The sequence below is a fragment of the Halomonas sp. TG39a genome (assembly GCF_000744395.1).
Classification (GTDB): Bacteria; Pseudomonadota; Gammaproteobacteria; order Pseudomonadales; family Halomonadaceae; genus Vreelandella; species Vreelandella ventosae_B.
This window is the reverse complement of record NZ_JQLV01000001.1, coordinates 518526-533008: the sequence shown is the minus strand read 5'-3', so window position 1 is coordinate 533008 and position 14483 is coordinate 518526. Positions and strand designations below refer to the sequence as shown.

General features: G+C 54.5%; 13 protein-coding genes. 8 read left to right on the top strand and 5 right to left on the bottom strand.

Annotated elements, in window-relative coordinates:
- Positions 1-113: 113 nt before the first annotated feature.
- The 3 genes from U738_RS02385 to U738_RS02375 are packed head-to-tail and all read right to left on the bottom strand — an operon-like array spanning position 114 to position 5442.
- Positions 114-1256 (bottom strand): amidohydrolase family protein, encoded by a 1143-nt coding sequence (locus U738_RS02385; protein WP_035576950.1) that lies wholly within the window; start codon positions 1254-1256, stop codon positions 114-116.
- A gap of 8 nt (positions 1257-1264) precedes the next feature.
- On the bottom strand, positions 1265-4324 hold the full coding sequence (locus tag U738_RS02380) for an efflux RND transporter permease subunit (protein WP_035576948.1): 3060 nt from the start codon (positions 4322-4324) through the stop codon (positions 1265-1267).
- Positions 4321-5442: an efflux RND transporter periplasmic adaptor subunit gene (locus U738_RS02375; RefSeq protein ID WP_231896753.1), complete on the bottom strand. Its 1122-nt coding sequence runs from the start codon at positions 5440-5442 to the stop codon at positions 4321-4323. Before U738_RS02375 ends, U738_RS02380 begins: the two co-directional genes overlap by 4 nt.
- A gap of 212 nt (positions 5443-5654) precedes the next feature.
- Here U738_RS02375 and U738_RS02370 point away from each other — a divergent pair, with 212 nt between their 5' ends.
- From U738_RS02370 to U738_RS23135, 7 genes are all read left to right on the top strand, one after another.
- A complete protein-coding gene (locus U738_RS02370) occupies positions 5655-6470 on the top strand; it encodes a MipA/OmpV family protein (RefSeq protein WP_035576943.1) in 816 nt (271 codons plus the stop codon).
- Positions 6470-7156, top strand: coding sequence for a response regulator transcription factor (locus tag U738_RS02365; RefSeq protein WP_009286853.1), 687 nt, complete (start codon positions 6470-6472; stop codon positions 7154-7156). Before U738_RS02370 ends, U738_RS02365 begins: the two co-directional genes overlap by 1 nt.
- On the top strand, positions 7125-8585 hold the full coding sequence (locus U738_RS02360; RefSeq protein WP_051912745.1) for an ATP-binding protein: 1461 nt from the start codon (positions 7125-7127) through the stop codon (positions 8583-8585). The genes U738_RS02365 and U738_RS02360 overlap by 32 nt, the downstream gene beginning before the upstream one ends.
- Positions 8586-8590: 5 nt before the next feature.
- Positions 8591-8812, top strand: a complete 222-nt coding sequence (locus U738_RS02355; RefSeq protein ID WP_035576940.1) for a response regulator transcription factor — start codon at positions 8591-8593, stop codon at positions 8810-8812.
- A 262-nt stretch (positions 8813-9074) separates the two neighbouring features.
- The gene (locus U738_RS02350; protein WP_035576937.1) at positions 9075-9500 is read left to right on the top strand and encodes a Rid family hydrolase; all 426 of its coding nucleotides are present in this window, start codon (positions 9075-9077) and stop codon (positions 9498-9500) included.
- 131 nt (positions 9501-9631) lie between these two features.
- Positions 9632-10783 (top strand): alpha/beta hydrolase, encoded by a 1152-nt coding sequence (locus tag U738_RS02345; protein ID WP_035576934.1) that lies wholly within the window; start codon positions 9632-9634, stop codon positions 10781-10783.
- 102 nt (positions 10784-10885) lie between these two features.
- Positions 10886-11215, top strand: a complete 330-nt coding sequence (locus tag U738_RS23135) for a hypothetical protein (protein WP_152561120.1) — start codon at positions 10886-10888, stop codon at positions 11213-11215.
- Between the two features lie 589 nt (positions 11216-11804).
- On the opposite strand, the gene U738_RS23395 is transcribed toward U738_RS23135, so the two are convergent.
- Complete coding sequence (locus U738_RS23395; protein ID WP_172821683.1) at positions 11805-11975, bottom strand: hypothetical protein; 171 nt, start codon at positions 11973-11975, stop codon at positions 11805-11807.
- Positions 11976-12693: 718 nt separating this feature from the next.
- On the bottom strand, positions 12694-13671 hold the full coding sequence (gene pip / locus U738_RS02340) for a prolyl aminopeptidase (RefSeq protein ID WP_035576931.1): 978 nt from the start codon (positions 13669-13671) through the stop codon (positions 12694-12696).
- Positions 13672-13865: 194 nt separating this feature from the next.
- Here pip and U738_RS02335 point away from each other — a divergent pair, with 194 nt between their 5' ends.
- Positions 13866-14372 (top strand): hypothetical protein, encoded by a 507-nt coding sequence (locus tag U738_RS02335; RefSeq protein ID WP_081899020.1) that lies wholly within the window; start codon positions 13866-13868, stop codon positions 14370-14372.
- The last annotated feature ends 111 nt before the right edge of the window (positions 14373-14483 follow it).

Here is a 14483-nt window from a genome sequence, read left to right as displayed (position 1 = left end):
GGCAAGAGGCATCGCTTGGCATCCTTTGGCTGTACTCTTGAGATACAGCCAAAGTGATCTCCGGTTATGGCCCGCTGACACCAATCGGCATCATTCGATCCCGGTCGGATGCGTCAGACCTTTATTCCAAACAGCTTTTCTGCATTTCGGAACGCAATTTTTTCCTTGGCTTCACGGGGCAGATCCACCGCCCGAAACCAGTCGGTTCCTTGCTTCATGTCTGCAAACGGGTAATCCGTTCCAAACATCACCCGATCCACACTGATGTACCTCAGCAAAAGATGAAGCAGTTCATCCTGGAAGAATGCGCTGGTTGTGTACCAGAAATTGTCACTGAAATATTGCCCGATAGGCTTGTTCAGCGAGTCTTCCGTCGACTCGCTCATATCTCCCACGATACGCTCGTAGTAGAACGGAAGGCCCTCTCCCATATGGCCGATAATCATCTGCAGTTTAGGAAATTTATCGAACACCCCAGTGATGATCAGTCGAAGACATTGAGTCAGCACCTCCTGGTGCCATCCATATCCTGATCCGCTGAAAATGTAGTTCTGGAACAATTGGTCATACCCTGGCCGCATGGTGTTGTAATAAATATTGAACACGTCTTCCGGGGGGAAGCCGGGATGCAGGTATATCGGCACATCAAGTGCCTCGGCGCGCGCCAGAAGGGGCTCGAAATCCGGGTGGTCGAGGAATTTGTTGCCAATGAATCCATTGGTCATGGCCCCCAGAAAGCCATCTTCCCGAACGGCGCGTTCCAGTTCGTCCGCTGATGCTTCCGGGTTCTGCAGAGGCAAGGTTGCATAGGCCTGGTACCGCCCCGGATGGGTGGCCATCGGGCCACCGGCAATCATCTTGTTGAGACGATAGGCAAAATCGATGCCCTCCTGACCAGGGACATTCTGCACGCCCGGCGTATGCGCGGAGAGGATTTGAACATTGATCCCCGCCTTATCCATTGCACCGATGCGGCCAGGGCCGAGTTCGGCAAGACCCGTTTCCCTGAGGTACTCTACGTGTTGATCGTTAATCGCGTTCAGCGCGATCAGTTCCTCGGTGGTATAGGTCTCTTCCGTGGCGATAAATGGCAGATCCTGGTCTCGCAATGCGATGACCGATTTCTCTGTCGCGGCAGCACTGGAGATAATGCCAGGCGCGGACAACCCAGCACCAACACCAAGTGCCGCCGCGCCAGTTAGAAAACTGCGGCGTCCCATTGTCAGGCTCTCTAGGTTTTTTTCGATCTGTTTCATGACAATTTCTACTCCGATGTTTGCGTTGCGTGGTTTGGGGGCAGCTTGAACCGCCCCGGGATATTGCCGATGTCATCCACGTAGCTGTACACCACCGGGATAACCAGCAAGCTCAGAAGCGTTGAAGTGAGCAGCCCACCAATGACCACGAAGGCCATGGGGGCCCGGAAGCTGGGATCGCCAGCCCACCCTAGGGCGATCGGCATCATGCCCGCCCCCATGGCAATGGTGGTCATCACGATGGGCCGGACACGTTTTTTGCAGGCATCGAGAATGGCGTCCACGCGTTCCAACCCATGCACCCGACGGGCGATGATGATGTAGTCCACCAGCAGGATTGAGTTCTTGGTGGCGATGCCCATCAGCATGATCAATCCGATCATGGCAGGCAGCGACACGGGCGTCTGCGTGAGGAACAACGCCAGGAAAGCCCCGGGGATGGAGAGCACCAGCGCCACCAGAATGGTGACCGGCTGCGTGAAATCCTTGAGCAGCAGCACCAGCACCATATAGATACACAGCACGCCGGTCAGCATGGCAATCCCGAAGCTTGAGGCAAGCTCCGCCATTTCCTCTGCATCGCCTTCTGGTGTCTGAAACACGCCGCGCGGCAACTGACGTAAACTGGGCAGTGCCTGCACGGCCTCTTCGATTTCTCCCAAAGGCTGCCCTTGCAGGCTCACCTCGAAATTGACGTTGCGCAGACGATCATGCCGGGTGATTTCCGAAGGTCCGCTGCCCCACTCAAAGGTAGCCACGCTCTCCAGCGGCACTGGTCCGTTCGCACCAGGCACTGGTAGCCGTTTAAGGGTCGCCATATCCTCCCGCGCGGCATCCGCCAGTCGGACCATCACCGGCACCTGACGCGAGCTGAAGTTCAACTTAGGAAGGTCCTCAGCGTTGTCGCCTACGGTCGCGATGCTCAGCGTGTCGGCGATGGCCTGAGCCGAGACCCCAAGGTCGGCGGCGCGGGCAAAATCAGGGCGTACAATGAGTTCAGGCCTGACCAGGCTGGCCGTCGAACTCACCGCGCCGATGCCGGGAATGGCGCGCATCTCCCGCTCGACTTGACGGGCATGCAGTTCAAGCACCCGGCTATCCTCACCGGCAAGCACCAACTCATAGCCATCCCCCTCATCACCTACGCGAGTTCGCACGCCGGGAAGCGTGGCGAGTGCAATACGTAACTGCTGCTCTATGTCTTGCTGCGTAACGCCCGCGCGGGTTGCGCGATCCGCCAAACCGACGGTCAGTTCCACAGAGGTCACATCAGAGTCACTGCTGCCGGAGTTCTCACCGATGGCCGCAAAAACGCTGACTACATGCCGTTGCGTCACCAGTCGTGAGCGTGCCTGCTCGGCAAGCGCCTCCGCTTCAGACAAGGTGCTGCCGGGCGGCAAGGTGAGCGTCGCCTGCGTCTGGGAATTATCATCGGGGGGTATGAAGGTCCCCGGCAGGGTCGAGGCCAGCCAGATACCTCCTGCAAAGCAGGCCGCCGCCGCGAGGAGCGTCGTCTTACGGTGGCGCAGGCACCCGTTAGCAACGATCAAGTAGTAGTTAATCCACGTTGGATCGCGCGAGGGATGTTGGGGTTTGCGCAGCAGATACGCAGCCAGCATGGGCGTGAGAAGGCGCGCCACCAGCAGCGAAAACAGCACCGCTACCGAGGCCGTCCAACCGAACTGAACGAAGAATTGCCCGACGGTGCCGCTCATAAAGGCCGTGGGTAGAAAAACGGCAATCAATGTAAAGGTGGTGGCGACAACGGCCAGGCCAATTTCCGCCGCCGCGTCCATGGCGGCCCGGCGCGGGGGCTTGCCCATTAGCAGGTGCCGTTCGATATTCTCAATCTCGACAATGGCATCGTCCACCAGCACCCCGATCACCAGCGAGAGCGCCAGCAACGTCACCACATTGAGCGAGAAGCCCATCAGGTGCATGAAAGCGAAGGTGGGGATGATCGAGAGGGGAAGCGTGACCGCCGCTATCAGTGTGGCTCGCCAATTGCGTAGAAAGCAGAACACCACCAGCACCGCCAGCGCCATCCCCTCGAATAGCATGTGCATGGAACCCTGGTAGTTCTCCAGCACCGGCCCAACAAAATTGAAGGCTTCTTCGACCTCGACATGGGGATATTGCGCCTGCAAGTCGGCAACAGCAGCCTGCACCCCCTCGGCCACATCCACCTCACCGTACTCCTCGGCACGGGTCATCTCGACGCCGACGACGGGCGCGCCATCAAGCAATGCCATCGAGCGCCGCTCGGCCACGGTATCGGTGACCGTCGCCACCTCATCAAGGCGAATACGGCGACCGTCGCTGAGTGCCAGCTCCATCCTCGCCAGCTCGGCTGCGGATTCAGCGTTGGCGATGATGCGCACGGCCTGTTCGGCTCCGCCGACATCCACGCGCCCACCGGGCGCCTCCAATTGCGCCTGGCGCAGCTGGCGTGAGATATCCAACGCTGTCGTGTTCATCGCCAGCAGGCGGTCCGGATCCAATGCCACGCGGACTTCGCGATCGACCCCGCCGATACGCCGAACCGAGCCAACGCCTGGCACCGACAAGACGGCCTTGGTCATTTTGTCATCGACGAACCAGGAGAGTGCCTCATCGTCTAGATCAGAGGAGGTCACCGCGTAACGTACAATCGGCTCACTGAAAAACTCACCCTTGCGAATCACTGGATCACGCAGGTCGGCGGGTAGATCCGAGCGGATGCGAGCAACAGCGTCGCGCACATCCTCAAGAGCCTCTTGCAAGGACTTTTCCAGCCTGAATTCAATAGCAATGTCGGCATTGCCATCCGTCAGCGTTGTAGAGATGTTTTTGACGCCGGAGACGGTAGCGATGGAGTCCTCGATCTTACGGGCAACCTCGTTCTCCATTAAGGCGGGAGCCGCCCCCGGCAATGAGGCGGAGACCTCCACGAGGGGCAGCTGTACATCCGGCAAGTCCTGAATAAACAAGCCTCGGAAGGAGATGAGTCCCCAGAAGGTCAATAGGATGAAGAGCAGAACAACCGGAATAGGATTGCGAATCGCCCAGGATGAGGTATTGAGCGTCATACCCCCTCCTCGGCGTCGGTCTCAACCACCCGCACCTGATCACCGTTGCCAAGAAAAGCACCGCCCGAGGCGACCACTCGGGCATCGGGTTCAAGCCCGGCGCGAATTTCGATTCGATCCTCCGTGTGCTGGCCCAGGGAAACTTTCTGCTCCGTTATCTGACCTTCATCGCTGACGCGATGGACGTAGCCAAAGCCATCGCGAAGCTGCACCGCGGCGCGGGGTAGCGTCATCACTTGGCGGGTGCCCAGCTCAAATTCACCCCGGGCAAACATTCCCGACCGAGCGATGTCGCTTAACGGTAGGTCGACATAAACCAGACCATTGCGTGTAGCGGTGTCCACTAGCGGCGCAATGGTGCGCAAGCGCCCTTCGAGCTCATATCCACCGGGCACGGTGACCCTGGCAGTCTGGCCCGGTCGCAGCTCATTCAGATCAGACGCGGCGACCTCTGCCCGCCACTCCAGGCGACCATGGCGCGTCAACCGGAACAGCTCCTGATCAGTGCCGGTGATAGCACCAACAGTGGCCGTGCGGGAGGTAATCAAACCGTCGTCCGGGGCGACCACCTGCGTCTGAGCCAAGCGTAGCGCTTGGGCTTCATGCTGCGCTTGCGCAACGCCTAGCCGCGCACGGGCGGTAAGTTCGGCGGTTTCGTATTGCTGAATTTGCTGCTCTGAAAGCGAGCCGGTGGTTTTCAAACTTCGGGCACGCTGGGCATTGGCATTCGCTTCCGCAAGCGTTGCCTCGGCTTCCGCCACGGCGGCGCGGCTCCTAGCCAGCTCTGCGCGCACCGTCGTGTCGTTATAAACGGCCAGCACCTGCCCTTCCGTGACCTCATCACCCACGTCTACCTTGACGTCTACCAGCCGCAGGCCACCGATTTCGGTACCGATAATGATTTCCTGCCACGCAGCGATATCACCATTGGCCGCAATCGTCGTCGGAAGCGTCTGAGGTTCTAATGTCGTCACGTTGACTGATAGTGAGGGCTGCGCTGTCGGTTCGGCGACGGCATCGCTTTCCGACGACACCGCCTGCATAAATGCCAGGGCGGCGGCGCTAGCGATCACGGCAATCGTAATGCCGAAACAACATTTTCGTTTTGGAAATGGCATAATCCAGGCCTGCTGCAAAGGGTTCAATTCATTGATGAAAAAGAAAATCCAAGAATTTCAGTTGAACCACTATCGGCCTGTCTTCCTTTCTCATTTCTTACTGACGTAACGTTTTAAATAAATCGGCACCAGTAAGAAACGCGTAAGATAGCGCTCCTGATGATGGCACTTTCATACCACTCTCACTTTCAAACCCTGCTAGGAGTACAACTATGAGTCCTCATCAATCGCTATTACTGAACGGCCGCCTCACCACTATGAGATTGGTGACAGCCGCATTTCTCGGTGGTCTTGTTATTGCCTCTCCGTTGGCGTTCGCCGACGAAGAACATTCAGACGAAACCACTTGGGGATTGGGCGTAGGTGCAATGAGCGACCAGGATCCCTATGCCGGCATCGACAGGGAAACCACCCCATTTCCCTTGCTCCTGATCGAAAACCGGTACATTAGTGTCTTCGGACCGGAAATCGAATTTAAACTGCCGAGTCTTGTCATCAGCGACTCACAACAGCTCAATTTCGGTATCGTCGCCCAGTACGATGAGAGCGGCTACGAGCAAGGCGATGCTCCGATTCTCAACGGCATGAGTGAGCGCGAGGGCGGCTTCTGGGCGGGGGCAAAAGTAGAGTGGGAAAGCGAGCTGTTCGAGGTCAGCGCCGAATGGCTCACCGACGTCTCCGGCAACAGCGACGGGCAGCGCTTCGATCTTGGCCTGGAGAGAACGTGGGATTTCGGCGAACATATAATGCTAACCCCATACTTAGGGGCGTCCTGGCAGGACGACAAGAACGTCGATTACTACTTCGGTGTTCGCGATAGTGAGGTTCGCTTCGATCGCCCCGCCTATAAGGGAGAGTCGGCTACCAATATCGAGGCGGGGGTGCGCGGCGTGTACCAGTTTGACCAGCATCACTCTGTGCTGGTAGGTGTTGAGGTCACGAGATTGGCGAACGAAATCAAAGATAGCCCGCTGGTGGATCGTTCGACCCAAAACGCCGTGTTAGTTGGCTATCTTTATACATTCTGATGAGCCGCATACTGCTGATCGAGGATCATGACCGGCTAGCCCACTTGATGTGCAAAGGGCTGGTGGACGCCGGTATCGGCGTTGATGTGGTCGACCGCATCGATTCGGCTTGGGCTGCCGTTCAGCAGATGCCCTACCAGGCACTGGTACTCGATCGTGGCTTGCCGGATGGCGATGGGCTGCTATTGCTCAAGAAGTTGCGCAACGCGGGCCTTAGCGTGCCCTGCCTGGTGTTAACGGCTCGCGATGCGCTGCATGACAGGCTAGAAGGCCTCGAAGCCGGTGCCGACGACTACCTCCCCAAGCCGTTTGCCATGGATGAGATGGTGGCACGTGTCCGTGCCTTGCTACGCCGCCCTGCGGAATTCCATTCAATCGACCCCATTCACGGCGACCTGAGGCTGCATACGGAAAGCGGCGTTCTGTTTAGCGGCGACAAGAGCATTACCCTCGCCCCGGCGGAGCTGCACATCATGCAGTTGCTGTTATATAAGCACGATGAGGTAGTTCGCCGCAGCGCGCTGGAAGCAGCGGCCTGGGGGCTAAGCGAGGCGGTGACACCGAACGCCTTGGATGTCGCCCTGCACCGTTTACGCCGCAAGCTGCTTGCCATCGGTTCGCGCCAGCGGATCGCCAACGTGAGAGGGATGGGATATGCGCTTCGTCAAGCGGATGACGCTCAATAGCCTGAGGCTGAAGGTGCTGCTGGCCTATTTGGCAGGTATGGTGCTGAGTATCACACTGCTGGTAATTGCCGCAGCGGTGGTGCTTCAGAGCGATCTACTGCCTCGTATGGATATGGCCGACGCGGCCGATGGGCTGGTGGACAATGTCGAGTTCGACACTCGTGGCCGGCCCGTTGGTTTCGACGCCAGCATGGACGACCGCGCTTGGCTATACGAAGGCCCACAACCCGAAACGGCGTACCGTATTCTGGATGATGCCGGGAACGTGGCGGTGGCCTCGAGTGCCGGAGAAGCTTTCTGGCCAGCCGACGGCGAGGTTCTACGTTTGGCGCGGGGCACCTTTTCCTTTGAGTATGACGACAGAACTTTCTACGGTGCCACGGAGCCCTTTGAGCATGGTGAAAGAACGTGGTATCTGCAGTTCGTCGCTAGTTCAAGATTCGTTGATGTCCTCTATCTCGTCGCCTTTCCACTGGTGGCAGCGGGCGTACTGGTGTTTGGCTTTGTCATGTTCGTTGCCTTCGGTCTATGCGCCTACATTACCTTGCGCTTAACCCTCAAGCCGCTGCGCGATGTTTCCAAATCGGCGGCGGCTATCTCGCCGCGCTCTATAGACGCCCGGCTCGATACGGACGCCGTGCCTGTGGAAATTGCCCCGCTGGTACATAGCTTCAATCACGCTCTGGAACGCCTTGAGCGGGGTTATCGCCTGCAACAGGAGTTTCTCGGCCACGCGGCCCACGAGTTAAAAACGCCCCTGGCGCTGATCCGCGGGCAGGTTGAGTTGCTCGAGGAAGGGCGAAATGACCGCAAGGCGCTATTGAGCGATGTCGAGTACATGACCCGCCAGGTGCAACAACTGCTACTTCTGGCCGAAGCGAGCGAGGCGCACAACTACCAGTTTAGCGTTGTTCGAATGCACGACATCGCCCACGAAGCTTCCATCTACTTGCAACGCATGGCGGAGTCCGCCGACGTGCATTTAACGGTACTCGCCGCCGACGATAAGGTGACATGGGAGGCTGATCGCGGGGCATGCTTCACTCTGCTCAAGAACTTGCTGGAGAACGCTATCCAGCACGCCCCCGAGCAGACCCTAGTCAGCATGGAGATCCAGGAAAATATAATAACTGTGCGTGACCGTGGCCCAGGCGTCGAATCAGAGCAATTGGCCCTGCTGTTCTCACGCTTCTGGCGTGGGGCGCATCGACGCGACCATGGAGCAGGCTTGGGGCTGGCCATCTGCCAAGAGATTGCCATGGCACACGGTTGGGAGCTTTCGGCCCACAACGCCCATCCCGGGTTGATCATGACCTTATGCAGAGAAAACGAGTCCAGTGAAAGCGATTCCCGCGAAAATATTACCAGCGAACGAGTGTACCACCGTCAAGATGAACGCCCACCCCAAGGTCATTTGAAAAGGCAGTGACATGGGTGGTTCCCCGCCTCGGTGATCGCCATGCCACCCCAGGAGTTGCCAACCAGGACAACGTCTCCAGGCTGGTTATCAATGGTGCGAGTAATAAAGAAGCCGCCCGCGCTCTGGGTATCAGCCCCAGCACCGTCGGTACCCATGTTGAGAGCATTTTCCGAAAACTAAACTGTGCCACACGTGCTGCAGCCACACTCAAGGCGCTCACGGCAGGCCTGCTTTAAATGGTTGGTCTTACGAATTGCAATGCGGTTTGGTGAAAACGCAATGCCAGTAAGAAACGAGAAAGAAAAGTAGGCCGATAGTGGAACCATAGGCTCGTCGAACATAGAAACTCCTAACCAGAATACAAATTAGCGACGACGTTGACTGCATGTATTGAAGACATGCTGACAACCAGCGGCCATTGCTCATCCAACAGAGTATCAGGCGCGATTGAATGGTCATCCTTACAAGCGACCCTATGAACGTACTAAGGAGGTGGTCATGCAAATTTTAAGACGCAAACCATTAAACCCGCCCAACCTGCCCAATACTTTGACCGAAGGCCATAGCCAAGCCGTATTAGTTCAGGGTGGCACCCGGGTGCTGATGTCTAGCCAGGTGGGCGTCGACACCGAGGGCCATTTAGCGGGCCCAGAGTTGCCCGAGCAGACCCAGGCAGCACTCGACAATATCGAACGGTTACTAACAAGTCTTGGGGGCGATCTCACGCGGGTGGTAATGCTACGAATCTACTTAGCCGAATCCGTGCGGTATGAACAGCAGGTGGTGATGGAGGCGTTGAAGCATCGATTCCCTATCGCGCCGCCGGCCGCCACCTGGTTAATTGTGTACGGCCTTGCCGAACCGGAATGGTTAATCGCTATTGAGGCCGAGGCAGTGCTGCCGGGGTTTGCCTTAAACAGCTAAATGATTGCAATACTTGAAATAATAATGCAACTCGTTATACACCGCACAGCCTGCCTGCCCGGTCATTCAAGGATAAGGGGGAGCACATTGGTGACTCTCTGTCAGAGGCAAGCAACTACAGAGAGGCTTCCATGATTCGCCGGCTTAGCGTTCTACTTTTCACACTTTTCTTGCTGACCTCCTGCGCCGTGCCACCGGATTCTCCACGCTTTCAATCCTCAGGCAGCCTGCCTCGCTATGATCAGGAGAGTTTCGATCAATATGTGCACGATACACGTGCATGGATTGCGGATAACCGCGCTTTCATCAGTGAAGATCGCGACCTTGAAATACAGCTCAATACGCCGTTCGAACTCCGCCCTGATAAACCGGCGAAACGCGGTATCCTGTTAGTTCATGGACTGGGTGCAAGCCCGTGGTATTTCATCGATATTGCCACCGCCATGGCGAATGACGGCTGGCTGGTTCGCTCCATTCTTCTGCCTGGCCACGGCACACGCCCCGCCGATCTGATGCTGCCTGATAATGATGATTGGGAAAAAATCATTGCCCATCACGCCAAACTGCTAGCAGCCGAGGTCGATGAACTTTGGCTTGGCGGTTTCTCAACCGGCGGTAACCTGGTCACCTCCCATGCGTTCACAGACGACAATGTCGATGGCCTACTGCTGTTTTCTCCTGGATTTTACCCCGATACCCACTATCTATTTCTCGCCCCGACCATTTCCTATTTATGGGACTGGCTCGATATCGATGATGAGGACAATATTGTCACTTACCAATCATTTCCTGCGCGTGGGGCCTCGCTCTATTACCACTCGGTCAGTACCGTGCAAAAAAATCTCAAAACCGCACACTTTAATAAACCTGTCCTGATGACGATGAGTCAACATGATAGCGTCCTTGACCCCAACGCGACGCTCACTGCCTTTCAAAACCGCTTTCCCAATCTACAATCGCGCTTCGTCTGGTACGGCGATCCACCACAGCACCGTGACGATCCCCGCGTCACCGCCCTGACCAGCCACCTTCCCGACCGGCGAATCAGCAACTTTTCCCACATGAATGTGCTGTTTGCACCCGAGAATACCTATTACGGTCAAGCGGGCAGCTACCTCATGCTGGAAAACGGCCAGGACGGCCTCGCGCCACCCAATGACCCCAACACCCTCTGGTTCGGCGCATGGGGTCAGAGCGACGCGGAAAAATACCACGCCCGCCTGACCTGGAATCCCTACTTTGACGACCTCCTTGATGATATTCGCGAGGTAACAGGAGACTGATCGACATCCCCCCGCCTGAGTTTTTCGGGGCTCATGGAGAATAGGTGCAATAAAATGGTTATATCTATACTTTCACTACCCAAGCGTTTTTTTGTGCTATGCATGAAAGAGAAAACGTCATTCTCAAATGTTTGGTTCCCGGAATCCCCTGGAACACTAAGCCATTCACAGTGCTTTGCGTTACGCATAACAATAACGTTAACTGCTTTTTTAGCTTTGCCCTTGATGCTTCTTAATGCTGGATCAATTGAAAGCGTCATTGCCGTCTTCAGCGTTGAAGCTAGCACTACGGCCTTAATCTTTTCAAAAATAAAATCAAAAAGCACTACAGCTTGGCTACTAAGTTATATTGAGGATGAGATAGTGGAATCCACAAACACAATAGGAATGGCAGGCGCAGGTACACTAATCTTTATATATCTTTTATCCTGACTGATTGCTTAATTGTCGTGCTTAAGGCCGGATAATTGACTGAATATTTACAAAAACTGAGGCGCAAAATCTAAGAGCAACTTCCGGAAAACCTACCAAGCAGTTCTCGCACTCACTAAACCATGCTCAGAATTGAAGGGCTTGCCACGATACTGCCGTGGCGAAGCGCCCATGAGGTGCTTTCGGATTCTTAGCCGAGGGAGAGAAATATAACGGAAACAGGATCACTGTAATTTTCTAACCTATCCACCACAAGAAGCATACGCCATCGCGTCACGTATCCCATGGATGACGAACCAATTGTCTCTATGAATCAAGAGCTTGCTGCGAAGACATTGACTCGAGATAAGCAATCTCTTTATCTTCACCGGAACCTCTCTCAACGGATGCTACACCTGTGTAAATGCTAATGTAAGAATTTAGGCTGCATTTAAAATCCTCATAACCTACTTCTTATCTTTAAACAACTAGCCATCTCTCAATAAACCCAGTGACATGTGATTAATTTAAACCTACATGCCACCGAGTAGCTTCAATGACTTTAAGTCACTTCATAACACACTACCTACAACCGCCCTATTAGGTTCGTTTAAGGATTGTCAGAAAGTACCTGGGAGGCCGGAACGTCCTGTGTGCCATTATCTGCAGATGTCGATCCAGAATAAACAATTCTGTTATCTTCATCCGAGCCTCTTTCAGCAAGCACTACGCCTGAAGAAAGCATTAATGCAATAATTAAGGCCGCGTTTAAAAACTTCATGATTTACTCCTTACGTTTAACTAATCGATCAACCTACTGAGCTAAAACCAACCTTATGGATCGCTTCCCCTCTAACTTCATACCTGTGAGTTAATCAGCTCTTTTAGAGAAGAAGGCTTGGTTTGCTAGTCGCTTCATCAGCACATGAATGATAGATTCAAAATGAATGGATCAGAATGCCAAATACTCTTCCTTTCTTGCCTGATCCAGTCTTTCGGTATACTCCCGATAATCTTTTAACATTGAGAAAAGAGATGCCAGCATGACGCTCTCGTCAGACAGCTCGTAATGAATAAAGGCAACTGCTAACCAAAACCTTCACCGAAATCGTGGATATAAGCATTTCGCCCCTCAATAGGCATATTCAGGACTACCACTGCAACGAGTCCGCTGCAGTATCAAAAAACACCGAGGCTGGGGACAATCCGGTAGCTTTTAGTCAAAAGCCCCCATGTCATCATTTAAGACGGAAAGCCTTTTTAATCCTCCCCACCAGCGAAGTGGGTGTCTAAAAAACACTACCCACAATTGTCCTGTTCTGATATCTCCACACGGTCGTAGACTTTGACCGTTTGGGAGTAATTGAGTAGTTCCAACGCCTTCTCTCCGTAGCCCTGTGCCACAAAAAACTGGTTCACACCTAGCGCTCTTCTAATGAATCAATGCTCGGCGAATAGTGAGAGGAAGGACTGACGGGCAGAAGACATGAAATCAGGCGTCACTGTTCATAGGAATGGGTATTAGTTGTGGACGCAAAGCAATCTGTCGCTCGTATCAACTGGTCGCAAATGCCGGGCTCGCTCCACGCGTGCCCTGCTCCTTCGACCAAATGGAATTCGGAATCTGGCCACGCTTGGTGAAGCGCCAACGCATTTCGAACGGGGCATGGCATATCGTAACGCCCATGAACAATAACGCCTGGGATGCCTTTCAAACGATAGGCGTTAGCGAGGAGTTGCCCTTCTTCCAGCCAAGCACGATGGGTAAAGTAGTGGTTCTCCAAGCGTGCAAATGCCAACGCATAATGCCCATCTCTGTACGGTTCTGATAACGCGGGATCAGGCAGGAGCGTGATGGTTTCACCTTCCCATATTGTCCACGCCTTAGCTGCTACGAGCTGAACATCAGGGTCATCTCCCACCAGGCGTCGCCGATAAGCGGCAACCATATCGTGTCGCTCTTCTAACGGTATGGGCGCTTGAAACGCCGCCCACTTGTCGGGAAACATCTCAGACACACCGAACTGATAGTACCAGTCGATCTCAGCCTGGGTGAGCGTATAGACGCCTCGCAAAATCAACTCACTGACACGTTCAGGATGCGCCTGGGCGTACGCAAGGCCCAGGGTAGAACCCCAAGAGCCGCCAAAAACCATCCACTTGGTTACGCCAACATGCTCACGTAGCCTCTCGATGTCTTCGACTAAATACCACGTAGTATTGGCTTCGATACTGGCATGGGGCTCTGAACGTCCACAGCCACGCTGATCAAAGAGAAGAACATCGTAGTGCTCAGGGTTAAACAGACGTCGATGATCAGGCGAAATTCCACCGCCGGGGCCACCATGCAGGAACACCGCAGGCTTACCGCCCGGTTTGCCAACACGCTCAAAATAGACCGTATGGCCATCCCCAACATTGATCATGCCTGTTTCGTAGGGTTCGATCGGTGGGTATAGGGTTCTCAAGTTCGTCATTCAAGTCTCCCGATTCAGTTTCACCTTTCCAAACACCGTTTGACACTTCCACCTTCGCCGACGACTTTACTACAGGCGATTCTCAAATGACCTCGAAGAGCGGTCAGGAATGCTAGTATCTAGGAAAGGAAGTGACCCCGGAAGTGGTACAGCCAGCACTGGATCAATCAGGCAATAAATGAAAGGACCTCATCATGATTGAATCAATAGAAGAACTCGACGCCATCCGAAAGTCGTGTCACTCGATGGTCACTAAAAGCTCGGGCCTTTCTGCGGGTACCGCGATCATCCCAGTACCTGGGTTGGATATTGGCTCAGACGTGGCCATATTGATGCGATTAATTCCCAAAATTAATGAAAAATTTGGCTTATCGCCAGAACAAATTGACGGTATGGATACTCAATCCAAGCTCTTTGTGATGACCGCTATTTCAAATACTGGAAGCAAATTGGCCGGGAAATACATCACCAAGAAACTTATCGTCATGCTGCTACGCAATATGGGCGTCAAGGTAGCGTCCAAAGGTGTTGCTAAGTTCGTGCCCTTTGTAGGTAGCGCTGTGGCAGGTGGCATTAGCTTCACCGCCATGAAGTACATGGGTAACAGCCATGTTGAAGATTGTTATCAAATTGCCTTGGCGGCACTGGAAAAAGAGCGTCGGGAACATGAAATAGTGATTGAATCAGAGCCAGACGTATAACCCGCCCCTCACTGCAGAGATACTCAGTAAAGCTGAATAGCGGTCTTTCTAATGTGGCTCCGCTAGTGGGCGGTGATATGCTCTAGCTGATTTCTTAACGATTACATCAGG

What these genes read in the sequence shown, in the direction of transcription:
- U738_RS02375 (WP_231896753.1), bottom strand. Translation starts at nt 5,442, where the DNA reads ATGCCATTTCCAAAACGAAAATGTTGTTTCGGCATTACGATTGCCGTG.
- U738_RS02370 (WP_035576943.1), top strand. Translation starts at nt 5,655, where the DNA reads ATGAGTCCTCATCAATCGCTATTACTGAACGGCCGCCTCACCACTATG.
- U738_RS02365 (WP_009286853.1), top strand. Translation starts at nt 6,470, where the DNA reads ATGAGCCGCATACTGCTGATCGAGGATCATGACCGGCTAGCCCACTTG.
- U738_RS02345 (WP_035576934.1), top strand. Translation starts at nt 9,632, where the DNA reads ATGATTCGCCGGCTTAGCGTTCTACTTTTCACACTTTTCTTGCTGACC.
- U738_RS02335 (WP_081899020.1), top strand. Translation starts at nt 13,866, where the DNA reads ATGATTGAATCAATAGAAGAACTCGACGCCATCCGAAAGTCGTGTCAC.
- U738_RS23395 (WP_172821683.1), bottom strand. Translation starts at nt 11,975, where the DNA reads ATGAAGTTTTTAAACGCGGCCTTAATTATTGCATTAATGCTTTCTTCA.
- U738_RS02350 (WP_035576937.1), top strand. Translation starts at nt 9,075, where the DNA reads ATGCAAATTTTAAGACGCAAACCATTAAACCCGCCCAACCTGCCCAAT.
- U738_RS23135 (WP_152561120.1), top strand. Translation starts at nt 10,886, where the DNA reads ATGAAAGAGAAAACGTCATTCTCAAATGTTTGGTTCCCGGAATCCCCT.
- pip (WP_035576931.1), bottom strand. Translation starts at nt 13,671, where the DNA reads ATGACGAACTTGAGAACCCTATACCCACCGATCGAACCCTACGAAACA.
- U738_RS02385 (WP_035576950.1), bottom strand. Translation starts at nt 1,256, where the DNA reads ATGAAACAGATCGAAAAAAACCTAGAGAGCCTGACAATGGGACGCCGC.
- U738_RS02360 (WP_051912745.1), top strand. Translation starts at nt 7,125, where the DNA reads ATGCGCTTCGTCAAGCGGATGACGCTCAATAGCCTGAGGCTGAAGGTG.
- U738_RS02380 (WP_035576948.1), bottom strand. Translation starts at nt 4,324, where the DNA reads ATGACGCTCAATACCTCATCCTGGGCGATTCGCAATCCTATTCCGGTT.